The 25486-nt window shown below is 72.5% G+C and carries 19 protein-coding genes and 1 pseudogene; 6 read left to right on the top strand and 14 right to left on the bottom strand.

Annotated elements, in window-relative coordinates:
• Positions 1-182 precede the first annotated feature (182 nt).
• Both glmU and CITRI_RS0102000 read left to right on the top strand, forming a co-directional pair.
• Positions 183-1703: a bifunctional UDP-N-acetylglucosamine diphosphorylase/glucosamine-1-phosphate N-acetyltransferase GlmU gene (glmU, locus tag CITRI_RS0102005; RefSeq protein WP_050813548.1), complete on the top strand. Its 1521-nt coding sequence runs from the start codon at positions 183-185 to the stop codon at positions 1701-1703.
• 73 nt (positions 1704-1776) lie between these two features.
• Positions 1777-2757: a ribose-phosphate diphosphokinase gene (locus CITRI_RS0102000; protein WP_010142890.1), complete on the top strand. Its 981-nt coding sequence runs from the start codon at positions 1777-1779 to the stop codon at positions 2755-2757.
• Positions 2758-2892: 135 nt separating this feature from the next.
• Here CITRI_RS0102000 and CITRI_RS0101995 read toward each other — a convergent pair whose 3' ends face one another.
• Positions 2893-3399: a DUF2505 domain-containing protein gene (locus CITRI_RS0101995; RefSeq protein ID WP_010142888.1), complete on the bottom strand. Its 507-nt coding sequence runs from the start codon at positions 3397-3399 to the stop codon at positions 2893-2895.
• Positions 3400-3488: 89 nt separating this feature from the next.
• Between CITRI_RS0101995 and mfd the strand changes: the two genes are divergently transcribed.
• Complete coding sequence (gene mfd / locus CITRI_RS0101990; protein WP_010142887.1) at positions 3489-7202, top strand: transcription-repair coupling factor; 3714 nt, start codon at positions 3489-3491, stop codon at positions 7200-7202.
• A gap of 47 nt (positions 7203-7249) precedes the next feature.
• Here the strand turns inward: mfd and CITRI_RS0101985 are convergent, their stop codons facing one another.
• The 5 genes and pseudogenes from CITRI_RS0101985 to CITRI_RS15900 form a co-directional block, all read right to left on the bottom strand.
• Positions 7250-8242: an acyltransferase family protein gene (locus tag CITRI_RS0101985; RefSeq protein WP_010142886.1), complete on the bottom strand. Its 993-nt coding sequence runs from the start codon at positions 8240-8242 to the stop codon at positions 7250-7252.
• Between the two features lie 94 nt (positions 8243-8336).
• Complete coding sequence (locus CITRI_RS0101980) at positions 8337-8606, bottom strand: hypothetical protein (RefSeq protein ID WP_010142885.1); 270 nt, start codon at positions 8604-8606, stop codon at positions 8337-8339.
• 54 nt (positions 8607-8660) lie between these two features.
• The gene (gene deoC / locus CITRI_RS0101975; RefSeq protein ID WP_010142884.1) at positions 8661-9311 is read right to left on the bottom strand and encodes a deoxyribose-phosphate aldolase; all 651 of its coding nucleotides are present in this window, start codon (positions 9309-9311) and stop codon (positions 8661-8663) included.
• A gap of 10 nt (positions 9312-9321) precedes the next feature.
• Positions 9322-11100 carry a phospho-sugar mutase gene (locus CITRI_RS0101970; protein ID WP_010142883.1) on the bottom strand — a complete coding sequence of 593 codons (1779 nt, stop codon included), beginning with the start codon at positions 11098-11100 and terminating at the stop codon, positions 9322-9324.
• 19 nt (positions 11101-11119) lie between these two features.
• Positions 11120-11961 (bottom strand): annotated as a pseudogene (locus CITRI_RS15900) (purine-nucleoside phosphorylase).
• 117 nt (positions 11962-12078) lie between these two features.
• On the opposite strand from CITRI_RS15900, the gene CITRI_RS0101960 reads away from it, so the two are divergent.
• The 3 genes from CITRI_RS0101960 (at position 12079) to CITRI_RS0101950 (ending at position 15467) form a co-directional block, all read left to right on the top strand.
• Positions 12079-13485 carry an NAD(P)H-quinone dehydrogenase gene (locus CITRI_RS0101960; protein WP_010142879.1) on the top strand — a complete coding sequence of 469 codons (1407 nt, stop codon included), beginning with the start codon at positions 12079-12081 and terminating at the stop codon, positions 13483-13485.
• Positions 13486-13599: 114 nt separating this feature from the next.
• Positions 13600-15249 (top strand): DUF4389 domain-containing protein, encoded by a 1650-nt coding sequence (locus CITRI_RS0101955; RefSeq protein ID WP_141565897.1) that lies wholly within the window; start codon positions 13600-13602, stop codon positions 15247-15249.
• Positions 15249-15467: a PLDc N-terminal domain-containing protein gene (locus CITRI_RS0101950; protein ID WP_010142877.1), complete on the top strand. Its 219-nt coding sequence runs from the start codon at positions 15249-15251 to the stop codon at positions 15465-15467. The genes CITRI_RS0101955 and CITRI_RS0101950 overlap by 1 nt, the downstream gene beginning before the upstream one ends.
• Positions 15468-15521: 54 nt before the next feature.
• Here CITRI_RS0101950 and CITRI_RS0101945 read toward each other — a convergent pair whose 3' ends face one another.
• From CITRI_RS0101945 to CITRI_RS19540, 8 genes are all read right to left on the bottom strand, one after another.
• Positions 15522-16577, bottom strand: a complete 1056-nt coding sequence (locus tag CITRI_RS0101945; RefSeq protein WP_010142876.1) for a zinc-dependent alcohol dehydrogenase family protein — start codon at positions 16575-16577, stop codon at positions 15522-15524.
• 42 nt (positions 16578-16619) lie between these two features.
• Positions 16620-17060, bottom strand: coding sequence for an Hsp20/alpha crystallin family protein (locus CITRI_RS0101940; RefSeq protein WP_010142875.1), 441 nt, complete (start codon positions 17058-17060; stop codon positions 16620-16622).
• A 186-nt stretch (positions 17061-17246) separates the two neighbouring features.
• Entirely contained in the window at positions 17247-18647 is a 1401-nt protein-coding gene (locus CITRI_RS15895) for an MBL fold metallo-hydrolase RNA specificity domain-containing protein (protein ID WP_369732060.1), read from the bottom strand.
• 107 nt (positions 18648-18754) lie between these two features.
• Positions 18755-20212, bottom strand: coding sequence for an MFS transporter (locus tag CITRI_RS15890; RefSeq protein WP_010142872.1), 1458 nt, complete (start codon positions 20210-20212; stop codon positions 18755-18757).
• A gap of 207 nt (positions 20213-20419) precedes the next feature.
• Complete coding sequence (locus CITRI_RS0101925; RefSeq protein WP_010142871.1) at positions 20420-22237, bottom strand: biotin carboxylase N-terminal domain-containing protein; 1818 nt, start codon at positions 22235-22237, stop codon at positions 20420-20422.
• 144 nt (positions 22238-22381) lie between these two features.
• Positions 22382-23059, bottom strand: coding sequence for a nucleoside triphosphate pyrophosphatase (locus CITRI_RS0101920; protein WP_010142869.1), 678 nt, complete (start codon positions 23057-23059; stop codon positions 22382-22384).
• The gene (locus CITRI_RS0101915; protein ID WP_010142867.1) at positions 23056-24771 is read right to left on the bottom strand and encodes a DUF885 domain-containing protein; all 1716 of its coding nucleotides are present in this window, start codon (positions 24769-24771) and stop codon (positions 23056-23058) included. Before CITRI_RS0101915 ends, CITRI_RS0101920 begins: the two co-directional genes overlap by 4 nt.
• 126 nt (positions 24772-24897) lie before the next feature.
• Positions 24898-25341 carry a hypothetical protein gene (locus CITRI_RS19540; protein ID WP_029138965.1) on the bottom strand — a complete coding sequence of 148 codons (444 nt, stop codon included), beginning with the start codon at positions 25339-25341 and terminating at the stop codon, positions 24898-24900.
• Positions 25342-25486 lie beyond the last annotated feature (145 nt).

The raw sequence follows: 25486 nt of genomic DNA, 5'->3' as shown, positions 1-25486 counted from the left end.
TGGCTTCACCGTAGGAACGCCCCGCCCGGTCGGCAAGGGCAACACGCATCCCACGGGCCGGACCCCGAGGCGGTCGGGTACCCCCGCCCGGTACCCCTCAGGCCGTCCACGTGGTCCCGAGTGGCGATCACGTGGAGCAGGCGGTCTAGACTGGCCTGCGGCAGTCCCGCCGTGAAGCATCGATGCAGGAGCGTAGATCCTTGACCGAGTCCTCCGTGGCCAGCGCCGCGCCGTCAGCCGTCATCGTCCTGGCAGCAGGCGCCGGTACCCGGATGAAGTCCAAGACCCCCAAGATCCTGCACCGCATCGGCGGCCGCTCCATGATCGGTCACGCGCTCGCCGCCGCGGCCGGTCTGGCCCCGCAGCGGCTCGTCGCCGTCGTCAGGCACCAGCGCGACCTCGTGGCCGGGCACATCACCGCCCTCGCCGACGAACTCCCGGGCCTCGAGGCGGCCACCCTCACGATCGCCGACCAGGACGAGGTCCCGGGCACCGGCCGCGCCGTGCAGTGTGGACTGGAGTCACTCCAGGCCGCCGGGCACCCGGTCCAGGGCACGGTCGTGGTGACCTACGGGGACGTCCCGCTGTTGACCACCGCCCTGCTGGACGAACTGGTCACCGCCCACCAGTCCGAGGGCAACGCCGTGACCGTGCTGACCGCACTGCTCGCCGACCCCACCGGCTACGGCCGGATCCTGCGCGAGGCGGACGGCTCCGTGGCCGGCATCGTGGAGCACAAGGACGCCACCGACGCCCAGCGGCAGGTCAACGAGGTCAACTCCGGCATCTACGCCTTCGACGGCGCCCTCCTGGTGGACGCCCTGTCCCGGGTCACCACGGACAACGCCCAGGGCGAGATGTACCTGACGGACGTGCTCTCCCTGGCCCGCGAGGCCGGCGGCCGGGTCGCCGCGGTCACCACCGAGGACCAGTGGCAGGTCGAGGGCGCGAACGACCGCGTCCAGCTCTCCGCGCTCGGAGCGGAGATGAACCGGCGCACCGTGGAGGCCCACATGCGGGCGGGCACCTCCGTACAGGACCCCGAGACCACCTGGATCGACTCCACCGTCACCCTCGAGCCGGACACCACCGTCCTGCCGAACACCCACCTGCAGGGCACCACGCACATCGCAGAGGACGCCGTCGTCGGTCCGGACACCACGCTGGTGGACACCACGGTGGGCGCCGGTGCGACCGTGACCCGCACCCAGGCGACCGGGGCCGTCATCGGCGCCGGGGCCGTCGTCGGGCCGTTCACCTACATCCGGCCGGGCACGGTGCTGGGGGAGCAGGGCAAGATCGGGGCGTTCTACGAGACGAAGAACGCGGTCATCGGCCGCGGGTCCAAGCTCTCCCACCTCGGTTATGCCGGGGACGCCGAGATCGGTGAGTACACGAACATCGGCTGCGGCAACATCACCGCGAACTACGACGGCGTCGCCAAGCACCGGACCGTGATCGGTGACCACGTGCGCACCAGCTCCAACACGGTGTTCATCGCACCCGTGACCGTGGGGGACGGCGCCTACACCGGCGCCGGCGCCGTGGTGCGCAAGGACGTCCCGGCCGGTGCGCTGGCCCTCACCGTGGCCCCGCAGCGCAACGCCGAGGGCTGGACCGAGGAGCGCCGCCCCGGTTCCCCCGCGGCCGAGGCCGCCGCCCGCGCCCGGTCCGCCCAGGACGCCCCCGGCGACGGCTCCTGAGCCCGCCCCGAGACTCCCACCTCCCCTCCCCACCGGCCGGCACCCCCCGAGAAGAACCAGGAAGCACATCCCCATGAATGAGATCACCCAGCACAGCGAGAAGAAGCTGGTCCTGGCCGCCGGCCGCGCCCACCCCGAGCTGGCGGAGCAGGTGGCCGAGGAACTGGGCACCGAGCTGCTGCCGATGAGCGCCTATGACTTCGCCAACGGGGAGATCTACGTCCGCTCGGCGGAGTCCGTGCGCGGCAAGGACATCTTCGTGATGCAGTCGCACCCGGCGCCGCTGAACAACCACCTGATGGAACAGCTGCTCATGCTGGACTCGTTCAAGCGGGCCTCGGCCAAGCGGATCACCGTCATCTCGCCGTTCTACCCCTACGCCCGCCAGGACAAGAAGGGCCGCGGCCGCGAGCCGATCTCCGCGCGCCTCGTCGCCGACCTGTACCGGACCGCCGGCGCGGACCGCATCATGAGCGTGGACCTGCACACCGCCCAGATCCAGGGCTTCTTCGACGGCCCGGTGGACCACCTGTTCGCCATCCCGCTGTTGAGCGATTACATCCGGTCCCGGACCGGTGGCGAAGAGCTCACCGTGGTCTCCCCGGACACCGGCCGCGTGCGCGTGGCCGAGCAGTGGGCCGAGCGCCTGGGCGGTGCCCCGCTGGCCTTCGTCCACAAGTCCCGTGACCTGACCGTGCCGAACCAGGCCGTGTCCAAGCAGGTCGTCGGCCAGGTCGAGGGCCGCACCTGCGTGCTGATCGACGACATGATCGATACCGGCGGCACGATCGCCGGGGCCGTCCGGGTGCTCGAGGAGGCCGGGGCCAAGGACGTCATCATCGCCGCCACCCACGCCGTGTTCTCCGATCCGGCCGCCCAGCGCCTGGCCGAGTGCGGCGCCCGCGAGGTGGTCGTGACGAACACCCTGCCGATCCCGGAGGAGAAACAGTTCGAGACCCTGACCGTGCTGTCCATCGCCCCGCTGATCGCCCGCGCCATCCGCGAGGTGTTCGAGGACGGCTCGGTCACCAGCCTGTTCGACGGCGTCTCCTGACGCGGGCCGGCCTCGCCCCGGTGGCGACCGGCCGTCCCGGACGCAGCGTTCCGTCCGGGACGAGAGGACCCGTCACCCCGGGAGAGCGGGGTGACGGGTCCTCTCGTTCCGGACGACGGCGCGGGTCCGCGCGGCCTAGCGGTCCAGCCAGTCCGTGACCTCACGCGACTGCCGGGCCAGCACCTTGCCGACCCGCGGTTCGGCGGCCTCGGCCAGCTTGCCGCCGACCAGCGGGATCCGGCACTCCACGTAGCCGTCCACCTGCACGTCGGTACCGGTCTCGGTCGGCACCAGCCGCTGCTCGGCGGTCGCGGTGACCTTGACCGCGGTGACACTGAGCAGCAGCTGCCCGGTCCGCGAGCCGTCCGCCGCGGGGGCGGACCAGTTCTCCTGCTGCTCCACGCTCAGCTTGTCCCCGAGGAACTTGCCGGCGAACTTCTGCACCGTCTCGGGCAGCCGGTGCACCGGCACGGTGCGGAGCATGGTGACGGACACGGGACCGGAGAGTTCGCCCTGGCGTTCGAAGGCGGACAGCTCCCCGCCCAGGCCCTCGGTGACCGTGCGGTTGAACTCCTCGCCCACCAGGGCCTCGAAGACGTCAGCCGGCGGGTGGGTGATGGTGGTGGACTCCTTGAACGCCATGGGGCTCCTCCTGGGGGGTCGGCGGTACGTGGCCTCCGCTGGCAGCGGACGCCGGAGTCGAGCCTATCGGAGCAACTATGCTGGGATGAATGACCACACCCCACCCGCTGGCAGGGCTGTTCCCCGCCCTGCTGCAGGACCCGTCCGTCGCCGCCGCCGTCGTCTCCGCCGGCCGGACCGGAGCCGACCGCACCGAGGACCTCGAGATCAGCCTGCCCGACGGCGCCCGGGCGCCCCTGGCGGCCATGCTCGCCGGCGCGCACCGCGGGATGCCGGGGGTCCCCCAGGACGCCGGGCGGGGCCTGGACCGGCCCGGCGTCGTCCTGCTGGTGACCGCGACCTCCCGGGAGTCCGAGGACCTCGCCGCCGACCTGGCCGGCTGGATGGACCCGGAGACGGTGGCCCACTTCCCGTCCTGGGAGACCCTGCCGCACGAACGGCTCTCGCCGCGCTCGGACACCGTGGGCAACCGCCTGGCGGTGCTGCGCCGGCTGACGCACCCCGGCGAGGCCGGCCGGCCGCCCCTGGCCGTGGTCACCGCCCCGGTCCGCTCGGTACTCCAGCCCCTCGTGGCCGGGCTCGGCGACCTGACCCCGGTGCGCATCTCCGTGGGCGAGGACCACGACTTCGACGCGGTGGTCCAGGCCCTGGCCGACGCCGCCTACTCGAGGGTGGACATGGTCTCGCGCCGCGGGGAGTACGCCGTGCGCGGCGGGCTGCTGGACGTCTTCCCGCCCACCGAGGCCCACCCGCTGCGCATCGAGTTCTTCGGGGACACCGTGGAGCAGATGCGGTACTTTTCCGTGGCGGACCAGCGCTCGCTGCAGGACGCCACCGGTGACGGCTCCGGCCACCCCACCACGCTGTACGCCCCGCCGTGCCGGGAGCTGCTGCTGACCGACTCCGTCCGCCGCCGGGCCCGGGACCTCCAGCCGTCCCTGCCCGGCGCCGTGGACATGCTCGAGCGGATCGCCGAGGGTATCGCCGTGGAGGGCATGGAGTCCCTGGCGCCCGTGCTCGCGGACGGCATGGTCCCGTTCCTGGAACTGCTCCCCGAGGACTCGCTGACCGTCCTGGTGGAACCGGAGAAGGTCCGGCACCGCGCCGACGACCTGCTCAACACCAACGAGGAGTTCCTCACCGCGGCCTGGGCCTCCGCCTCCCAGGGCGGCGCGGCCCCGGTGGACATCACCGCGCTGGGCGGGCCGGGCGCGGACACCGGCCAGGCCGGGGCGGGCGGCTTCGCCACCCTCGCGGAGACCCGGACCACCGCGCTGGGGCGCTTCCAGGGCTGGTGGCAGCTCACCGCGCTGGGGGCCGACGTCGAACTGCTCCCCGACGCCTCCGCGTTGCGCACCGCGTTCACCGAACCGCGCGGCTTCCACGGGGACGTGGACGCCATGATCCAGCACGTCAGCCAGCGGTGCGCCGAGGGCTGGCAGGCGGTCGTGGCCACCGACGGGCCCGGCCCGGCCCGGCGGCTGGCCGAGCTGCTCGGCGAGTCCGGACTGCCCGCCGTCGTGGTGGAGACCGTGCCCGCCGAACCGCAGCCCGGGCAGGTGACCATCACTACCGCCGTCGCCGGTTCCGGCTTCGCGATGCAGCAGGCGAAGGTGGCCCTGCTGACCGAACAGGACCTGTTCGGGCGCAACCGGGTCTCCGGGCCGCGCGGTGCCACCAAGACCCTGGCCCGCAAGCGCCGCAACGCGGTGGACCCGCTGAGCCTGACCGAGGGCGACTACGTGGTGCACAGCCAGCACGGCATCGCCAGGTTCGTGGAACTGCAGCGCCGCAAGGTGGCCGGCGCCGGGACGGCCGGGGGCGCCGGCAGCTCGGCCACGGGAGAGTCCTACCGCGAGTACCTCGTGCTCGAGTACGCCCCGTCCAAGCGTGGGGCGCCGGGGGACCGGCTCTTCGTGCCCACGGACCAGCTGGACCAGGTGAGCCGGTACGTCGGCGGGGAGGCGCCGAGCCTGTCCAAGATGGGCGGTTCGGACTGGGCCTCCACCAAGTCCAAGGCGAAGAAGGCGACCAAGCAGATCGCCGGGGAACTGATCCGCCTGTACTCGGCCCGGATGGCCTCGAAGGGCCACTCCTTCGCCCCGGACACCCCGTGGCAGCGCGAGCTCGAGGAGTCCTTCGCGTTCATCGAGACCCCGGACCAGCTCACCACCATCAACGAGGTCAAGCAGGACATGGAGGCAGCGGTCCCCATGGACCGGCTGATCTCCGGCGACGTCGGCTTCGGCAAGACCGAAGTGGCGGTCCGGGCGGCCTTCAAGGCCGTCCAGGACGGCAAGCAGGTGGCGGTGCTGGTCCCGACGACGCTGCTCGCCCGCCAGCACCACGAGACCTTCACCGAGCGGTTCGCCGGTTTCCCCGTCAAGGTCAGGGCGCTGTCCCGGTTCCAGAACGCCGCGGAGTCCAAGGAGACGCTCGACGGGATGGCCGAGGGCTCGGTGGACGTGGTCATCGGCACCCACCGGCTGTTGTCCAAGGAGATCCGGTTCAAGGACCTGGGGCTGGTCATCGTGGACGAGGAGCAGCGCTTCGGGGTGGAGCACAAGGAGGCGCTGAAGACGATGCGCACCAACGTGGACGTGCTGGCCATGTCCGCCACCCCCATCCCGCGCACCCTGGAGATGTCCCTGACGGGGATCCGGGAGACCTCCACCCTGGCCACGGCCCCCGAGGAACGGCACCCGGTGCTGACCTACGTGGGCCCGTACACGGACCAGCAGGTCACCGCGGCGGTCCGCCGCGAGCTGATGCGCGAGGGCCAGGTGTTCGTGGTGCACAACCGCGTCTCGTCCATCGACAAGGTGGCCGCCCGGATCCGCGAGCTGGTCCCCGAGGCGCGCGTGGTGGTGGCCCACGGCAAGATGGGCGAGAACCGGCTGGAGCAGGTGATGGTGGACTTCTGGGAGCGGAAGTTCGACGTGCTGGTCTCCACCACGATCATCGAGACCGGCCTGGACATCGCCAACGCCAACACGCTGATCATCGACCGCGCCGACGCCTACGGCCTGTCCCAGCTGCACCAGTTGCGCGGGCGGGTGGGCCGTGGCCGGGACCGCGCCTACGCCTACTTCCTGTATGACGCCGAGAAACCGCTGGGGGAGACCGCCCTGGAACGGCTCAAGGCCGTGGCCGCGCACAACGAACTCGGCTCCGGCATGCAACTGGCCATGAAGGACCTGGAGATCCGCGGCGCCGGCAACCTGCTCGGCGGCGAGCAGTCCGGGCACATCGCCGGGGTCGGGTTCGACCTGTACCTGCGGATGGTGGGGGAGGCCGTGGCCGACTTCAAGGGCGGGGAGGAGACCGCCCCCGCCGAGGTCAAGGTGGAGCTGCCGATCAACGCCCACCTGCCGCACGACTACGTGCCGGGGGAGCGGCTACGGCTGGAGGCCTACCGCAACCTGGCCCAGGCCAACGACGACGCCGCGGTCGACGCGGTGGTGGAGGAACTGCAGGACCGCTACGGCGAGCTGCCCGCGGCCGCACAGAACCTGGTGGCCGTGGCGCGGTTCCGCAACGCCGCCCGGGCCGCAGGCGTCACCGAGGTCATGCTGATGGGCCAGAACGTGAAGTTCGGCCCGGCGGACCTGCCCGAGTCCCGGGAGATGCGGCTGAAGCGCATGTACAAGGGGGCCTCGGTCAAACCGGCGCTGAACGCGGTGATGATCCCGCGGCCCAAGACCGCGCCGGTGGGCGGCAAGGACCTCGTGGACCTGCCCCTGCTGGACTGGGCCGCCCAGGTGCTCAAGGCGATCTTCCTGCCGGACCAGCCGGCCGCCTAGGGGCGCCGGCCGCCCGGGTCCGCCGGTCGCGCAGTGCGGTCGGCGGCCTAGTGGTGCCGGCCCGCCAAGTACTCGCGGTGGGCCCGCCAGCGGGCCCACCAGTCCGGGGCCGGGACGCCGGCGAGCCACGGGGACAGCGGGGTGGCGTTGATCAGCAGGCCCACGGACCAGCTGATGAGCAGGCACAGGACGAACTTCGCGGTGTCGTCCAGGACGCCATGGGCCACGAGGGTCTGCAACAGCCACCCGTGGAACAGCACCACCACGGTGCCGGTGCGCACGAGGGCATTGACCGCCGGCGCCGCATCACGGACGAACCGGTCCACCACCGTGCCGAACACGAGCACCAGGCCGGCGGCCATGGCCGTGCCCACCACGGGGCTCAGCAGGAAATGCCCGAACCCGGCGAACTTGATGTTCAGCGGTTCCACGCCCAGGCGCACCGCCAGCAGGCCCAGCAGCAGGATGCAGGTTCCCGTCACGGCCCGGTGCCGGGTGATCCGGGGCTGGACCTGGTAGCGGAACAGCTCACCGGCCAGGACGAAGAACAGGCAGGGCAGGGCCAGTCCCATCCCCAGCGGCGTCCGGCCCAGGAACGAGTCCGGGATCATGGCCAGCAGCAGGCCGCCCACTGAGACCGCCCAGGCCACCCACGGCGGGAAGTACTCGAGCCAGCGGCGCAGCAGCGTCACGAAGAACAGCACCGAGATGAACCAGAAGGCCCACCACGGCGGGGTCTGGTCCGAGCCCCCGTACCAGCCGCTGGCCATCAGGGGCCAGAACTCGGCCGGGGCACCGCGGGTCCACAGCCAGGCCGGCACGCTCATGATCACGGCCCAGACCAGGTAGGGGATCGCCAGGGTCTTCCAGCGGGCGCGCAGTTCGTGGGCGAACGGCCGGCCCAGGGTCCAGAAGTACCCGGTCAGGAAGAAGAACAGCGGCATCCGCCAGATCTCCAGGTACTCGCTGCCGGGCAGCCGCGGCCCGTAGGCGTGGCCGAGGACGACGGCGGCGATGGAGACGATACGCAGAACGTCCACGCCGGTGTTCCGGCGTGGACGTCTGGTGGCCGGCGAGGCCGAGGTGTCTGGGTGGGGGATGGGGCCCTCCGGTCCCGGTGCCCGGGACGTCGGCTCAGTGGCCGCGGCGCGCGACCGTGGTCTCGGCGTGGATGGCCTCGTGGTCCACGGTGTCACCGCGGCCGATGACCCCCTGGGGGATGATGTAGGCGAGCGTGGCCAGGACCAGGGCGGCGATGCCCGGGATCCAGACGCTCTCGAAGTCCCACCAGCCCATGGCGTACAGGGAACCGACGAACAGGGCGAAGCAGACGGCCGTCACCAGGATGTTGCCCCAGAAGTTGCCCTGGCCCGAGTAGCTCTTGGGCTTGCCGTTGACGATCACGATGTCTCCTCAGTACTGGTGCGAGCGATTGCCGACGCGGGACGGGCCCCTGCGTCAGCTCGTCTTCAGGATAGCAAGGGCGGAGCTGGCGCCGATCCTCGTGGCGCCGGCGTCGATCATGTCCAGGGCGTCCTGACGGGTGCGGACGCCGCCGGAGGCCTTGACCCCCACCTCGGGCCCCACCACGCGGCGCATCAGCGCGACGTCCTCGACGGTGGCGCCCCCGGTGGAGAAGCCGGTGGAGGTCTTGACGAAGTCGGCACCGGCCTCGACGGCGGCCCGGCAGGCCAGTTCCTTGGCGGCGTCGTCCAGCAGGCAGGTCTCGATGATGACCTTCAGGATCGCCCCGCCTGCGTGCACCGCCTCGGCCACGGCACCGATGTCCGCCACGAGGGCGGCGCGGTCCCCGGCCAGGGCGGCGGCGATGTCGATGACCATGTCCACCTCATCTGCACCGTCGGCCACGGCACCGGCGGCCTCGGACACCTTGACGGCGGTGGTGGTGGCGCCCAGCGGGAATCCCGCCACGGCACACGTGAGCACGCCGCTGCCGGCCAGGGCCTCGTGCACCGTGGACACCCACACGGGGTTCACGCAGACGCTCTTCACCTTCGCCGCGGCGGCCTCGGCGCACAGGTCCAGGATGTCCTGGCGGGAGGCCTGGGGCTTGAGCAGGGTGTGGTCGATGTACTGGGCGAGATCCATGGGCTCCAGCCTACTGGCCCAGGGCCTCGGCCACGGACCGCTCCAGCTGCTCCAGGGCGGCGCCGGCCTCGGCGCGGACCGCGGGCAGGTCGGCCGCGGAGTCGACCGGACGGACGACCTCCAGGTAGCACTTGAGCTTGGGCTCGGTCCCGGAGGGGCGCACGACCACCCGGGAGTCGTCCGCGGTGGTGTACATCAGGGCATCGGTCGCCGGCAGGCCGCGGTAGCCCTGGGACAGGTCCACCGCCGCGGTGACGTCATGACCGGCGAGGCTGGTGGGCGGCGTGACCCGCAGCCGGGTCATCATCGCCTCCAGCAGGGCCGTGTCCGCCACCCGGAGGGAGAGCTGGCCGGTCACGGTCACGCCGAACTGCAGGGCGATCGCGTCCAGGACGTCCAGCAGGGTCCGGCCCTCGGCCGCGAGCGAGGCCGCCATCTCGGCGGCCACGAGGGCCGCCGTCATCCCGTCCTTGTCCCGCACCAGGTCCGGGGCCACGCAGTACCCCAGCGCCTCCTCGTAGCCGTAGCCCAGCCCGGGGACCCGGCCGATCCACTTGAAACCGGTCAGCGTGGTCTCGTGGGTCACGCCGAGCTCCGCGGCGAGCCGGGACAGCAGCCGGGAGGACACCACCGAGCTGGCCATCACGGCCCCGGTCGGACGGAGCCGGTCGATCAGCTGGTGGCCGAGCAGCACGCCCACCTCGTCACCGGTGAGCATGCGCCAGCCCGGCCCGCCCGTGCCCGCCCGGTCCGGGCGCTGCGGGACCGGGACGGCCAGGGCCAGCCGGTCGGCGTCGGGGTCGTTGGCGATCACCAGGTCGGCGCCGCGTTCGGCCGCCGCGGCGAGCGCGAGGTCCATGGCGCCGGGTTCCTCGGGGTTGGGGAAGGCGACCGTGGGGAACGCGGGATCCGGCTCGGCCTGCTCGGGCACCACGTAGGGCCGGGCGAAGCCGGCGTCCTCGAACAGGTCGGGCAGCACCGCCCCGCCCACGCCGTGCAGGGGGGTGTACACCACGTCCAGGTGCCGCGCGGGGACGGTGACGGAGTGGTCCGGGGTGGCCAGGACCACGCGGGCCGCGAGTCGGTAGGCGCCCACGATGCCCTCGTCCAGCACGGTCCAGCCGTCGGCGGCCAGCGGGATGGACTCCAGGCGGGCGGCGTGGTCGATGTGGCCGGCGATCTGCGCGTCGGACGGGGTGGTGATCTGTGCCCCGCGCCCGGCCTCGTCCGTCATCCGCCCGCCGAGGTAGACCTTGTAGCCGTTGTCGGCCGGCGGGTTGTGGCTGGCGGTGACCATGACGCCGGCGTCGGCGTCCAGGTGCCGCACGGCGAAGGCGAGCACCGGGGTGGGCAGGGGCCGTGGCATCAGGACCGCCTCCAGGCCGGCGGCGGCGAAGACGGCCACCGAGTCCAGGGCGAATCGCTCCGAGCCGCGGCGGGCGTCGTAACCGACGACGACGCGCGGCGGGCGGGCGGCGTCCGCCCCGGCACCCCGGGCGTCACCGAGCCGGGCCAGCAGGTAGCGCGCCAGGCCGGCCGCGGTGCGCCGCACGACGGCACGGTTCATCCGCGCCGGGCCGGGGCCCTCCTCGGCGCGCAGCCCGGCGGTGCCGAAGGCCAGCGGGCCGGCGAACCGGCTGGTCAGGGAGGCGGTCGCCAACGGGTCCCCGGCCCGCGCGGCGACGATCTCGGCCTCCAGGAGCGCGCGGTCGCGGTCGTCGGGATCCTGGCGGGCCCAGTCCTCCGCGGCGGCGAGCAGTTCCGGATCCGGTCCCGGGGTGTCAGTCATGTCCTGCCCTTCCGCGTTCTCAGATGCGTTCGATGATCCCGGCCAGCAGGGCGGAGATCCGGGGGCCGGCGTCACGGCCGGCCTGGACCACCTCGTCGTGGCTGAGCGGCTCGCCGCTGAAGCCGGCCGCGGCGTTGGTCACCAGCGAGATCCCGAAGACCTCCAGCCCGGCGTGCCGGGCGGCGATCGCGTCCAGTGCGGTGGACATCCCGACCAGGTCGCCGCCGATCGCCTTGGCGTAGCGGACCTCGGCGGGGGTCTCGTACTGGGGCCCGGCGAACTGCACGTAGACGCCCTCGGGCAGGCCCGGGTCCACCGACCGGGCGATGTCCCGGATCCGCGGGGAGTACAGGTCCGTCAGGTCCACGAAGTTGGCACCGGCCAGGGGGTGGCCCCCGTGAGGTTGATGTGGTCGGCCACCAGCACCGGCGTTCCGGGACCCCACTCGGGGACCAGTGAACCGCAGCCGTTGGTGAGCACCACCGTCTCCACGCCGGCAGCGGCGGCGGTGCGGACCGTGTGCGCCACGGCGCCGGCGTCGCGGTGCTCGTAGTAGTGCGTCCTCGAGCCGAACACGAGTGCCCGCCGGCCGTCCGTGAGCCGCACGGAGCGCACCGTGGGGTTGTGGCCGGGGACGCTGGGCGCGGCGAAGCCGGGCAGGTCGGCGGTGGGCACGGTGTGGGTGGTCTCGCCGATCAGCTCGGCGGCCCCGCCCCAGCCGGACCCGAGCACGACGGCGATCCGGTGGCTGTCCGGGCCCGTCAGCCCGGCCTCGGTGGCGTGCGCGAGGGCGACCGCGGCCCGGCGGGCCTCGTCGAAACCGGGGTGGTCGCCGACCAGGGGGGAGGAGTCGGTGGGCAGGAGGTTCGTGGAAGGGTCCGTCACGTCGCATATCCTACGCGGCGGTCACCGGGGCCATCCCGGCCGGGCCGCGGTGGCCGGCCGGGCGGTTTCCACAATCCCCCGCGGTTGGACAGAATGGGGACCGTGACCAGCACCCAGATCATCCCCCATCCATCCCTGACGATCATCGGCGGCGGGCCGGGCGGCTACGAGGCCGCCATGGTGGCCGCCAAGCTCGGGGCGAAGGTGACCGTCGTCGAGCGCAAGGGCATGGGCGGCTCGGCGGTGCTGACCGACGTGGTCCCCTCCAAGACCCTCATCGCCACGGCGGACTCGATGCGCCGCGCCGGCCGCGCTTCCGGACTCGGGGTCACCCTGGGCGAGTCGGTGCCGAAGGCGGACATGAAGGTCGTGGACCAGCGCCTGCTGGCCCTGGCGCTGCAGCAGTCCCGGGACATCCATCGGGCGCTGGAGCGCCTGGGCGTCCGGGTGATCATCGGCGAGGGACGCGTGGCGGGCCCCACGACCGTCGAGGCCACCACGCCCGCGGGCACCGAGACGATCGAGTCCGACGCCATCCTCGTCTCCACCGGTGCGGATCCCCGGGAGCTGCCGACGGCCCGGCCGGACGGTGAGCGGATCTTCAACTGGACCCAGGTCTACAGCCTGACCGAGGTGCCCGAGCACATGATCGTGGTGGGCTCCGGGGTGACGGGTGCCGAGTTCGCCTCCGCCTACAACCTGCTGGGCGCCCGGGTCTCCCTGGTCTCGTCCCGTGACCGGGTGCTGCCGGGGGAGGACCAGGACGCCGCGGCGGTGCTGGAGGACGCCTTCGTCGAGGACGGCGTCACCGTGATCGGCAAGACGCGCGCGGAGTCCGTCGAGCGCACCGCGGACGGCGTGCGCGTGCACCTGACCGGCGGCAGGGTGCTGGAGGGAAGCCACTGCCTGGTGGCCGTGGGCGGTGTGCCCAACACCGCCGGCATCGGGCTGGAGGAGGCCGGGGTCCGGCTCACCGACTCCGGGCACGTCGCGGTCGACGGCGTCTCCCGCACCTCGGTGCCCACGATCTACGCCGCCGGCGACTGCACCGGGGTGTTCGCGCTGGCCTCCGTGGCCGCCATGCAGGGGCGGGTGGCCGTGGCCCACCTGATGGGTGATGCCGTCAAGCCGTTCCAGCCCCACCTGGTCTCCTCGAACATCTTCACCTCGCCCGAGATCGCCACCGTGGGGGTCACGGAGGCCCAGATCGCCTCCGGCAAGTACCAGGCGGACACCATCAAGCTCGACCTGGCCACCAACCCCCGGGCGAAGATGCAGAACGTCACCCACGGTTTCGTCAAGATCTTCGCCCGCAAGGGCTCCGGCACCGTGATCGGTGGCGTGGTGGTGGCCCCCCGGGCCTCCGAGCTGATCTATGCCCTGGCCCTGGCGGTCACCCACAAGCTCCACGTGGATGACCTGGCCAACACCTACACCGTGTACCCCTCGGTGTCCGGCTCGATCTCGGAGGCCGCGCGGCGGCTGCACGTCCACCTGTAGCCGGCGGGACGGTCCGGCGCGGCGCCCCGGGGGCGGCGGGCGGCTCTGGATCTGGGGACGGGGCAGCCACTAGAGTCCGGGCCATCCGGCCCAGTCCGTCTCGAGGTGATCGCGATGACCGCCTATCCCGCACCGCCTACGGCGCCCTCCGTCCCGGACCCCTCACCGTCCACCCGGATGAGACCGGGCCACTGGGTGCTGCTCGTCCTCGGCGTGCTCCTGGGCATGCTGGGCCTGGGACTCACCGTCGGTGGTGCGGTCCTGCTCCGCGCCGATGCCGCCCAGCAGGACGGCCGCTACCTGCTGGGGGACACCGAGAGGTACCGCAGCGCCGGTTACGCCATGGTCAGTCCCGCCGTGGTGATCGACGCCGGTGAGCCCGTCACGTCCGGAACCGTGGACCTCTCGGACCTCGGCAGCGTGCAATTGCGGGCCAGCCCGGTGGTCCCGCAGGACGTGGTCTTCGTCGGCATCGCTGAGGAGACTGATGTCCGGGAGTACCTGGCCGATGTCCCGCGCTCGCTCCTGCTCGCCACCGACTGGGACGCGCCCCGGGCCTGGCCCCGCAGCATCCCGGACGCGTATCCCGACGACTGGGACTGGGACTCGGGCAGGATGCGCGACGACGTGCCGGTCACGCCCGGCGATCGCCGGCCGGGTCCGCCGGTCGAGGAGGACTTCTGGGCCGTCTCCGCATCGGGCGCCGGGCCGCAGGAGATCACGTTCGCCCCGCAACCGGGGCGGTGGACCCTCGTCGTGATGAACGCGAACGCCGACCGGCCGGTCTGGGTGGACCTGCAGGCCGGGGCCCGCTCCCAGCTGATCGGCCCGGTCGGCAACGGACTGCTGTGGGCCGGCCTGATCAGCACTGTCACCGGCATTCCGCTGGTGCTCCTCGGGACAACGGGCCTGGGCCGGGACATCGAGCCCGCGGCGCGCGTCGGGAGGGATCGCCGCCGGCAGGGGCCCGGTGCGGCTCCGGCGTCGGTTCCCGGGTCCGGGCGTCTGCCGAGGGGCGCATCCCCAGTGCGCTTCACCGGCCGACTGGACCCGCCGGTGTCCCGTTGGCTGTGGCTGGTCAAGTGGCTGCTGGCGATCCCGCACTACATCGTTCTCGCCCTCCTGTGGTTCGCGCTGCTGGTGACCACGGTCGCGGCCGGGATCGCCATCCTGTTCACCGGCCGGTATCCGCGGGGCTGGTTCGCCTTCACGGTGGGGGTGCTGCGCTGGTCGTGGCGGGTAGGGTTCTACGGATACTCGGCCCTGGGCACGGACCGGTACCCGCCGTTCACCCTGGCCCGCGCCGACTATCCGGCCGGGTTGGACGTGGCCTACCCGGACCGCCTGTCGCACGGACTGGTGCTGGTGAAGTGGTGGCTGCTGGCCATCCCCCACCTGCTCATCGTCGGTATCTTCACGGGTGGCTCGGGCATCGGCTGGGGCTACTACGCGGGCGGTTCGGGCCTCGGCTGGGGTTTCTCGCTGCTGGGAGTGCTCATCCTCGTCGCGGCCGTCGCCCTGCTGTTCACCGGCAGGTACAGCACCGGGCTCTTCGACTTCGTCGTGGGCCTGAACCGCTGGACGTACCGGGTCTCGGCGTACGTCCTGCTGCTGCGGGACGAGTATCCACCGTTCCGGCTCGACCAGGGCCCGGTGGAACCGGTTTCCGTCGCGCAGCAACAGGCAGCCCCCGGGGCCGGTCCGCCCGGCGGGCCGGCCGGGTCGCGGCCGTCCTCCACGGGGCCGGATCCCCGGGTGCCGTGATGCGCGCGCACCGGAGGTGGCGTGACCTCAGCCCGCGTCAACAGGCCGGGGTCCTGACCCTGGCCTCGGTCCAGGTGTCCCTGGCCGTCACGGCATGGGCGGACCTGGCCCGCCGGCCGGCCGGCCAGGTCAACGGTCGCAAGGGGGTCTGGGCCGTGGTCATCGCCCTGAACTTCGTCGGCCCCGTCCTGTACTTCCTCCGCGGCCGCCGTCGGTGAGCCGGGTGGCGAGCGGGGACGGGCAGATGCGGCCCGTGGACGGCCCCCGGGCGATCACCTCGTGATGACGACCTTCAGCGCCTTGGTCTCGGCCGGGCGGGCGAAGGTGTCGTAGGCGTCCATGACGTCGTCGAACGTGAACCGGTGGGTGGCGAACTGCTCGGCCGGCAGCCGTCCGCTGGCCACCAGCCGCAGCAGCATGGGCGTGGTGTTCGTGTTGACCAGCCCGGTGGTGATGGTGAGGTTCTGGATCCAGAGGTCCTCGAGGTGGAACTCCACGGGTGCGCCGTGGACGCCCACGTTGGCCACGTGGCCGCCCGGCCGGACCAGGTCCAGCGCCATCTGGAAGGTCTCGGGGACACCGACGGCCTCGACGGCCACGTCTGCTCCGCGTCCCTCGGTCAGGTCGTCCACGACGGCGCGCCAGTCCGGTGAGGACGTCAGGACCGTCTCCGTGGCGCCGAAGGACCGGGCCAGCTCCAGGCGCGTCTCCTCCAGGTCCAGGGCGAAGACCCGCGCGGCACCGTGGAGGGACGAGGTGAGGATGACGGCCAGTCCGATCGGACCCGCGCCCACCACGGCGACCGTGTCCCCGGGCTGGACCTGGCCGTACCGCACGCCGATCTCGAAACCGGTGGGCAGGATGTCCGAGAGCATGGTCCCCTGCGTGTTGGAGACACTGTCCGGGAGCCGGTGCAGGGAGGTGTCCGCATAGGGGATCCGCACGTACTCGGCCTGGGTGCCGTCGATCAGGTGGCCCAGGACCCACCCGATCCCGGACTGCCCCTCCGGTCCGAGGCAGTGGGAGTTGAGCCCGGCGATGCAGTACGCGCACCGGCCGCAGGAGGAGATGCAGGACACCAGTACCCGGTCCCCGACGCCCACCCCGGTCACGGCCGGTCCCGTCTCCACCACCCGGCCGACTCCCTCGTGGCCCAGGACGCGCCCCGGCCGGACGGCCGGGACGTCGCCCTTGAGGATGTGGAGGTCGGTGCCGCAGATCGTCGTGGTCTCGATCTCCACGATGGCGTCCGTGGGCTGCTGGACGGACGGGTCGGGGACCTCGGTCCAGGACTTCTGCCCCGGTCCGCCGTAGACCATGGCCTTCATGCGGGACTCCTCCTTCGTGGGACGCCGGGATCCGGCGCGGTCCTAGGCGCGGTTGATCGGGATCTTGCGACCGGTGGTGTCCTCCGCGGGGGGCGTGGGGACCGGAACGGTGATCTCCAGGACCCCGTCCTTGTAGGAGGCCTTGATGTCCTCGGCCGTGGCGTTGGCCGGCAGGGGCAGGCTCCGGTAGAAGGACCCGTAGCGGAACTCGGAGCGGAACCCCTCCTTGTCCTCGTGGCGCTCCTCCTGGCGGCGTTCGGCGCTGATGGTCAGCATGCCCTCGGCCACGCTGATGTCGATGTCCTGGTCCGGGTCGATCCCGGGCAGTTCGGCACGGATGCACAACTCGTTCTCGCGGGCCTCCTCCTCGACCCGGATCATGCCCTTGTCCAGTTCGCCCTCGAACAGCCGCCGGAAGGTCTCCGGCATGTCGAAGGGCATGCGGCGTTCGGGGAAGTGGCCGCGCCTCAGCAGGTCGCTCATGATGTCCGTCCTCCAGTGCTTCGGTGGTGTGGGCGGGCACGCTCCGGAGGATCACGGACGGCCCATGGGCCCGGGTACGGGCCCATGGTAGGTATGGCCACGGCGCGCTGTGAACATCCCACGGCCCCCCTCGACCGGACACCCGCACCGCCCCGGCACCGCCCGGTGCCGGGGCTCCGGATCGTGTCAGATCCGCACGCGCTCCAAGTGCTCGGGCGTGCGCGCGCGCCAGCCCAGGGAGCGTTGCAGCCGGGCGCGCAGGGCATCGGAGGCCACCCGTTCCCCGTGCACCGGGTAGACGACGTCCGGCGGGCGGGGGGCGGCGGCGATCCAGGAGAACAGTTCGTCGGCATCCGCGTGCGCGGACATGCCGTCGATCGACACCACCTCCGCGTGGATGGGGACGTCGGCCCCGAAGATGCGCAGGGAGTCGGCGCCGCTGAGCAGCGCGGAGCCGCGGGTCCCCACGGCCTGGTACCCCGTGAGGACGATGGCATTGCGCCGGTCGGATCCGTAGGCGACGACGTGGTGCAGGATCCGTCCGCCCGTGAGCATGCCGCTGGCGGAGAGGATGATCATCGGCCCGCCGCGCAGGTTGAGCAGCCTCGACTCGTCCGGATCGCGGACGAGCCGGGCGAGCCCGTACATCCGGCGCAGTGCGCGCGCGTCCAGGCGGTGCTCCTGGGGATAGCGCTGGTAGATGGCCGCCGCGTCGATGGCCATCGGGCTGTTCAGGTACACGGGGATGTCCGGGATCCGTCCGCCCTCCAGCAGCCGGGAGAGGTGGTAGAGGACCGTCTCGGTGCGTCCCACCGCGAACGCGGGGATCAGCACGACACCGCCCCGCTGCGCCGTGCGGGTCACGATGTCGGCCAGGACGTCCTCCGGGGCCTGGTCCGGGTGGAGCCGGTCGCCGTACGTCGACTCGGTCACCAGGACGTCGGCCTGCTCCAGGGGCCGTGGCGGGAGCATCAGCGGGTCGTGCTGGCGTCCGAGGTCACCGGTGAAGCGCACCGATCGCCCGCCGGCCTCGAGACGCACGCCGGCGGCGCCGAGGATGTGTCCGGCGGGGATCATCGTGAAGCGGACGCCCTCGCCCAGCTCCCGCGGGGCGTCGAAGTCGACGCGGACGAAGCTCTCCAACGACCGTTCCGCGTCCGCCGCCGTGTACAGCGGCCGGGGCCTGGCGTGCTTGGAGTACCCGTAGCGCGCCGCGCGTCGGGCCTCCTCCTCGGCGAGATAGCCGCTGTCCGGAAGCATGATGGCGGCCAGGTCGGTCGTTCCCGGGGTGGCGTAGACCGGCCCGCGGAAGCCGTCGCGCACCAGGGCGGGGACATACCCGGTGTGGTCGAGGTGCGCATGCGTGAGGACGATCGCATCGATCGAGTCCGGCCGGACGGGGAAGGGGCCCGGTTGCGCTCCCGCAGCACCTTCAGGCCCTGGAACATCCCGCAGTCCACCAGCACGCGCGTGGAGGGCGTCTCGACCAGGAACCGCGAGCCGGTGACCGTGTCGGCTCCGCCGAGGAACCGCAGGGTCACCCCCGGATCGCCGGCCTTGTGCTCGACCATGGCCGCAGGCTAGCACCCGCCACCGGCGGGCCGGCAGGGCTGGTCTGCCGGACACGACGCCGGCCCGGAACCCTCGCGTGGGAAGGTGCCGGGCCGGCGTCGTGCTGGGAGGCGATCAGCCGATCACGGCTCGGAGACGATCTCCTCGGCGATGGCCCGGGACTGGGCGCTGTCGGAGTCCAACGACTTGGTCTTCGTCTCCGGCGCCAGCACCAGGGCGACCAGCGTCAGCACGGAGGCGAAGGCCAGGTAGTAGCCGACGTGGGCCACCGAGTAGTTCTGCACCAGCCAGGCGGCCACGAACGGCGTCAGGGCCGCACCGAGGATGGAGGAGACGTTGTAGGCGACGCCGGAACCGGTGTACCGGGTGTTGGTCGGGAACAGTTCCGGCAGGACGGCGGACATCGGGCCGAAGGTCAGGCCCATCAGCGTCATGCCGACGATGAGAAACAGCATCATCTGCACGCTGTTCAGGTCGGTGCCCTGGCCGATGGACTCGGCGCTCAGCCACCAGCCGAACGTCAGGCCGAAGGCCAGGAGCAGCACGGTGATGACGATCAGGGTCGGCTTGCGGCCGAACCGGTCGGCGAGCAGGCCGGCCACCGGTACGAACGCCGCGAAGAACAGGATGCCGATCAGCTGCAGGACGAGGAAGTCGGAGTAGGGCACGCCGAGCCCGCCGGTCTTCTCCGGGTTGCCGATGGCGTAGGACAGGATCCAGGTCGTCATCAGGTAGAACAGCACGTAGGTGGCCAGCATGATGAAGGTGCCCAGGATGAGCTCCCACCAGTTCTTCCGGAACACCTCGCCCAGGGGCGCCTTGACGCGCTCGTCGTTCTCCACGGCCCGGCGGAACACCGGGGTCTCCTGCAGGCGCACGCGGACGTACATGCCGATGGCGACCATCAGGATCGAGAGCAGGAACGGCAGGCGCCACACCCAGGTCAGGAACGGCCCGTCCATGTCCGGGTTCGTGGAGTCGTGGTTGAAGGCCAGGGTCAGGATCAGGAACAGGCCGTTGGCCAGCAGGAAGCCGATCGGGGCGCCGAGCTGGGGCCACATCGCCGCCCAGGCGCGCTTGCCCTCCTTGGCGGTCTCGGTGGCCAGCAGGGCCGCCCCGGACCACTCACCGCCCAGGCCGAGGCCCTGGCAGAAGCGCAGGATGGTCAGCAGGGCCGGGGCCCACAGGCCGATCTGGTAGTAGGTCGGCAGCAGGCCGATGAGGAACGTGGCGATGCCCATGGTCAGCAGGGAGCCGATCAGGGTGGCCTTGCGCCCGATCCTGTCGCCGAAGTGGCCGAACAGCACGGAGCCGACGGGCCGGGCGACGAAGGCGGCGCCGAAGGTCGCCATGGACGCGAGCAGGGCGGCGCCCTCGTCCCCCGAGGCGAAGAAGATCAACGGGAAGACCGAGACGGCCGCGGTCGCGTAGACGTAGAAGTCGTAGAACTCGATCGAGGTCCCGATCAGCGACGCCAGCACCACGCGCGAGCGGGGGACACCCAGCTCGGCGGTGCCGTCGTCCTTGGCGTCGACCGGTTCCGGCGAGGCCGGACCGTCGGTGGACAGGTCAGCGGGCATGGCAAGACTCCTCGGGAAGGCAATGATGATGGCCGCGTGAACGGGCGGGACCGGCGGCCCGGGGCCGACGGGGCGGGCCCGGTGCGGTGAGCGGGAGGGCCGGTGCGGGTTCTACGGCCCCACCATCCTATGCGCATGGTCAGCATGCGGACAGTCCGTCCACATCCTGAGACGCTCTGGACGCCGGCGGAGTTCTGGTCCCCGGTGTCAGTCCCCGATGACGGCGATGGCGGCGCCCGCCGTCACCGTGGCCCCCGGGGCGGCCGCCAGCTCGGTGATCGTGCCGGACTTGTGGGCGGTGAGCGGCTGCTCCATCTTCATCGCCTCCAGCACCACGATGAGGTCCCCCTCGGCCACGGTGTCACCGACCCCCGCGGCGACCTTGACGATGGTGCCCTGCATCGGTGAGGTGAGCGTGTCCCCGTCGGTGGCCGCGGCCGTCACGCCGCGGCCTCCGCGGGCCTTGCGGCGCCGGCTGCCGGCCCGGGCGTTGCCCGCCGCGGTGGAGATGGCGCCGAGGATGGCCGGCAGCGTGACCTCCACGCGCCTGCCGTTGACCTCGACGGTCACCGAGCGGCGGTCCTCCGTCCCGGGCTGGTCCGAGGCGGCGACGGGTGCCGCGAACGCCTCGATGGTGTTCTCGAACTCGGTCTCGATCCACCGCGTGTGCACGGTGAAGGCGGATCCGTCCCGCGGGGCGAACGCCGGATCGGCCACCACGGCGCGGTGGAACGGCAGCACGGTGGGCATGCCGGCGACCTGCATCTCCGCCAGCGCCCGCCGGGAGCGTTCCAGGGCCTGTTCGCGGGTGGCGCCCGTGACGATGAGCTTGGCGATCATCGAGTCGAAGTTCCCGCTGATGGTCTCGCCCTCCTCGACGCCGGTGTCCACGCGCACGCCCGGACCCGAGGGCAGCCGGAACCGGGTCAGGGTGCCGGGGGCCGGCATGAAGTCCCGGCCGGCGTCCTCCCCGTTGATGCGGAACTCGAGGGAGTGGCCCCGGACCTCGGGGTCCCGGTAGCCGAGCTCCTCACCGCGGGCCAGCCGGAACTGCTCGCGGACCAGGTCCAGCCCCGTGACCTCCTCGGAGACCGGGTGCTCCACCTGCAGCCGGGTGTTGACCTCGAGGAAGGAGATGGTGCCGTCCGCGCCGACGAGGAACTCGCACGTCCCGGCGCCCACGTAGCCGGCGGCATGCAGGATGTCCTTGGAGGCGGCGTACAGCCGCTGCTGCTGCTCGGCGGTGAGGAACGGGGCGGGGGCCTCCTCCACGAGCTTCTGGTTGCGGCGCTGCAGGGAGCAGTCGCGGGTGGAGACCACCACCACGGTGCCCGCGTGGTCGGCCAGGCACTGGGTCTCCACGTGGCGGGGCGCGTCCAGGAAGCGCTCCACGAAGCACTCGCCCCGGCCGAAGGCTGCCGTGGCCTCGCGCACCGCCGACTCGAACAGCTCCGGGACCTCCTCGCGGGTCCGGGCCACCTTGATGCCCCGGCCGCCGCCGCCGTGGGCCGCCTTGATGGCCAGGGGCAGGCCGTGCGCGTCGGCGAAGGACAGCACCTCGTCGGCGTCGGCCACGGGGTCGGCGGTCCCGGGGACCAGGGGGGCGCCGACCTCCTGGGCCAGGTGCCGGGCCGAGACCTTGTCCCCGAGCCGTTCGATGGCGGCCGGCGGGGGGCCGATCCACACCAGCCCGGCGGCCTCGACCGCCCGGGCGAAGTCGGCGTTCTCGGACAGGAACCCGTAGCCCGGGTGCACGGCGTCCGCGCCGGCGGTCCTGGCCGCCGCCAGGATCCTCTCCTGCGCCAGGTAGGACTCGGCGGCGCTCGCCCCGCCCAGGGCGATGGCGTCGTCGGCCATCCGCACGTGCAGCGCATCGCGGTCCGGCTCGGCGTAGACGGCCACGGCCGTGAGCCCCTCGTCGTGGGCCGCCCGGATGACCCGGACGGCGATCTCCCCGCGATTGGCCACCAGCACCCGCGAGAAGCGGCGCGGGGCGGTGGTGGCGTTCGGCGTCGTCTGGGGCATCGGGCGGGGACTCCTTCACAAGCGGTTCGCGTCAGGAGCCTGTCGGTCCGTACCGGACACCGGCTGCAGGCTCACCTGCCCGAGCCTAGACCGGGCCGTGGGATTCCTACAGGATCCGGCGCGGTTTCCCCGCGTCGGCCGCCCTCACTTGTAGGAATCCCACAAGTCGGTGATGGACCAGCCCAACTGGTGCAGCAGGCCGCGCAGCGTCGAGACGGACACCCCGATCACGGCGTTCGGGTCCCCGTGCACGGCCGAGACGAAGGCGGCGCCCCGGCCGTCGATGGTGAACGCCCCCGCGCACTGCAGCGGCTCCCCGGAGCCGACGTACGCGGTGATCTCCGCCTCCGTCACGTCCGCGAAGGTGACCGAGGCGGTCGCCAGCGCGGTCGCGGACGGTGCGCTGCCGGCATCGGGCCCGTGGAGCCCGGCCGTGGCGTGGTGGCTGGTGTCGATGAGCGAGTGCCCGGTGTGCAGCTGTCCGGTGCGTCCAGACTGCAACCGCCAGCGTTCCCGCGCGACCCCTTGCTCGTAGGGCTTGCCGTAGGCGGTCCCGTCCAGCTCGAACACCGAGTCGCAACCCAGCACCAGGGCCCCGGCGGCCTCCGGGCGCGTGGCCACGTCCTCCGCCTTGGCGTGGGCCAGCAGCAGGGCGAGTTCGGCCGGTCCGGCCAGCGGGTGGGCCTCGGTGACCGCGTCCTCGTCGACCTCTGAGACCACCACGGTGAACCCGATCCCGGCGGCCTCGAGGATCCGCGCCCGGGCCGGGGAGGCGGAGGCCAGGACGAGCCGGGGTGCGGCTGCGGCGGGCGGGACGGTCATGCCAGTGCCTCGCGCAGGGTGTCCAGGCCCATCGACCCCAGGCGCAGCGCGCGCGTGTGGAAGTCCTTCAGGTCGAAGGTCCCGCCCGCGTGGCCGGCGCGGGCGGCGTGCTCGGCACGGATCTGCTCCCAGATGCGCTGGCCGATCTTGTAGGCCGGGGCCTGGCCGGGCCAGCCGAGGTAGCGGATGAACTCGAACCGTACCTGGCCCGGGGTGTCGTTGATGTGCTCCTGCAGGAAGGCGAAGCCGGCCTCCGGGGTCCAGGTGCCACCGCCGTACTCGGCCGGGGCCTCGAAGCCGCAGTGCACGCCGATGTCGAACACCACGCGGGCCGCCCGCATCCGCTGGGCGTCGAGCATCCCGAGGTGGTCTCCCGGGTCCTGGAGGAACCCGAACTCCTCCATCAGCCGCTCCGCGTACAGGGCCCAGCCCTCGCCGTGACCCGAGGTCCACAGCGCGTTGCGCCGCCAGTCGTTGAGCTCCTCCCGGTTCAGCATGGCCGTGGCGACCTGCAGGTGGTGGCCGGGCACGCCCTCGTGGTAGACCGTGGTCTTCTGCTCCCACGTGGTGAAGGAGTCCTCGCCGGCGGGCACGGACCACCACATCCGGCCGGGGCGGGAGAAGTCCTCCGAGGGACCGGTGTAGTACACGCCCCCCTCCTGGGTGGGGGCGATCATGCACTCGATCCGGTCCATGGGCGCCGGGACGTCGAAGTAGGCGCTCATCGCCTCCAGTGCGGCGTCCGAGGTGGCCTGCATCCAGTCCCTGAGCGCACCGGTGCCCTCCAGGCGCCGGGCCGGGTCGGCATTGAGCACCTGCCGGGCCTCCTCGATGCCCGCCCCGGGGCGGATGGCCTGGGCGTCGGCCCGCTGGGCGGCCACGATCCGCGCCAGTTCCTCCAGGCCCCACTGGTAGGTCTCCTCGAGGTCCACGCTGGCCCCGAGGAACTCCCGGGAGGCCAGGGCGTAGTAGTCCCTCCCGACCGCGTCACGCTCCGGGGCGGCCTCGCGCAGCTCCTCCTTCAGGAACGTGGCCAGGGACCGGTACGCCTCCCCGGCGCGCAGCGCCCGGCCCTCCAGTTCGGTCAGCAGGGACGAGGGCACGACGCCGGCCGCCTGGGCCCGCTCGACCAGGCCCGGGAAGAAGCCCCCGGGGGCGGAGTGCGCCTCGGCCTGCTCGATGACGATGTCCACCTGGCGACGGGCCGGGACCTGACCGGCGTCCCGGGAGTGCAGCAGCGACGCGCGGTAGCCCTCCAGGGCGGCCGGGAGGTTCGCCAGGCGTCCGGCGACGTGCTCCCAGTGCCCGGCGGTGTCCGTGGGCATGAGGTCGAAGATCTCGCGGATCCCCTGGGCGGGGGAGGCCAGGTTGTTCAGCTCCGTGCGCTGCGTGGCGGTGATCTCCCGCTGCAGTCCGATCCGCTCGCGCATCGCCGCGGCGGTGACCCGGTCGACCTCGTCGGCCGGGTGCAGGGCGTCGAGGTCGGCCAGGACCCGGCGGTCGAGGTCGTCCTGGGCGGCGGTGCCGGCCGGGGAGTAGTCCGCGTACTCGGTCTCGTGGCCGGGGTGGCCCAGGGCCGTGGCCTCCTCCGGGTTCAACGCGAGGGTGTCCGCGAAGTAGCGGTTTGCGAGCTCGTCGATGGCGCTGGGCCGGCGGGTCAGGCCGGTGGCGCCCGCGGAGGCGGTGGGCTGGTTCTCGTGCGCTGCGTTCACCCCTCCGAGCGTAGTCGACCAGGTGGCGCAGGCCACGGCGGGTCTACGACGGGGGTCACGGCGGGCCCGTGGGCCCCGCCGTGACCCCCGCTCGCCGTCGCGCGGGCCAGGACCGCGCGAGGGCGCTCACTCGTCGTCGTGGTTGTCGTCCTCGCTGAACGCGATCACCCCGGCCGCCACGGCCTGGTCGCAGGTCTCGGTGCCGCACGCGGACACGGAGACCCGGACCACCGCGTCACCCTCCTCGAAGGCGAGGTAGTCCCCGGCGGCCAGGAGCACCACGTCGACGGACTCCTCGCCGGCCGCGCACTCGACGGTCGTGGAGTACCCCATGCCGGTCGCCACCTTGTCCCCGCCGGTCCGCTGGGCGGCCTCGACCCAGACGTTGGCGGACCAGCCGGCGTCGCAGTCGAAGTCGACCGAGAGCGAGACCCCGGCGCCGTCACCCAGCAGGGTGCCCTCGTCCGGCAGGGTGGCGCTCGTGGCGGCCTGGGCGGCCGTGGCTCCGACGAAGGCGGTGAGCAGGGTGGCGAATCCGGCCACCGTGAACGTGCGGGACAGGGTTTTCATGATGGATCCTCGGTCGAGAGTGGTGGGACGGAACCGGTGTCTCATGAGGCGTGCGGCGGGGAGGACACGGGAGGCTGGATGCCGCGGCGTGTCGCGCGGGGGTGGCCACATCATAGGTCCGGCACCCGCCGGGCAGACAGGGTTG

Origin of the sequence: Citricoccus sp. CH26A, assembly GCF_000224415.1 — a bacterium.
GTDB lineage: Bacteria > Actinomycetota > Actinomycetes > Actinomycetales > Micrococcaceae > Citricoccus.
The sequence above is the reverse complement of the archived record's forward strand: the minus strand, read 5'-3'. Positions and strand labels throughout refer to the sequence as shown.

Coding starts and splice junctions, on each gene's coding strand:
- CITRI_RS0101970 (WP_010142883.1), bottom strand. CDS start 11,100: ATGACTGACACCCCGGGACCGGATCCGGAACTGCTCGCCGCCGCGGAG.
- CITRI_RS0101945 (WP_010142876.1), bottom strand. CDS start 16,577: ATGAAGGCCATGGTCTACGGCGGACCGGGGCAGAAGTCCTGGACCGAG.
- CITRI_RS0101955 (WP_141565897.1), top strand. CDS start 13,600: ATGACCGCCTATCCCGCACCGCCTACGGCGCCCTCCGTCCCGGACCCC.
- CITRI_RS0102000 (WP_010142890.1), top strand. CDS start 1,777: ATGAATGAGATCACCCAGCACAGCGAGAAGAAGCTGGTCCTGGCCGCC.
- deoC (WP_010142884.1), bottom strand. CDS start 9,311: ATGGATCTCGCCCAGTACATCGACCACACCCTGCTCAAGCCCCAGGCC.
- CITRI_RS15890 (WP_010142872.1), bottom strand. CDS start 20,212: ATGCCCGCTGACCTGTCCACCGACGGTCCGGCCTCGCCGGAACCGGTC.
- CITRI_RS0101950 (WP_010142877.1), top strand. CDS start 15,249: ATGCGCGCGCACCGGAGGTGGCGTGACCTCAGCCCGCGTCAACAGGCC.
- glmU (WP_050813548.1), top strand. CDS start 183: ATGCAGGAGCGTAGATCCTTGACCGAGTCCTCCGTGGCCAGCGCCGCG.
- CITRI_RS0101940 (WP_010142875.1), bottom strand. CDS start 17,060: ATGAGCGACCTGCTGAGGCGCGGCCACTTCCCCGAACGCCGCATGCCC.
- CITRI_RS0101960 (WP_010142879.1), top strand. CDS start 12,079: ATGGGGACCGTGACCAGCACCCAGATCATCCCCCATCCATCCCTGACG.
- mfd (WP_010142887.1), top strand. CDS start 3,489: ATGACCACACCCCACCCGCTGGCAGGGCTGTTCCCCGCCCTGCTGCAG.
- CITRI_RS0101995 (WP_010142888.1), bottom strand. CDS start 3,399: ATGGCGTTCAAGGAGTCCACCACCATCACCCACCCGCCGGCTGACGTC.
- CITRI_RS0101925 (WP_010142871.1), bottom strand. CDS start 22,237: ATGCCCCAGACGACGCCGAACGCCACCACCGCCCCGCGCCGCTTCTCG.
- CITRI_RS19540 (WP_029138965.1), bottom strand. CDS start 25,341: ATGAAAACCCTGTCCCGCACGTTCACGGTGGCCGGATTCGCCACCCTG.
- CITRI_RS0101920 (WP_010142869.1), bottom strand. CDS start 23,059: ATGACCGTCCCGCCCGCCGCAGCCGCACCCCGGCTCGTCCTGGCCTCC.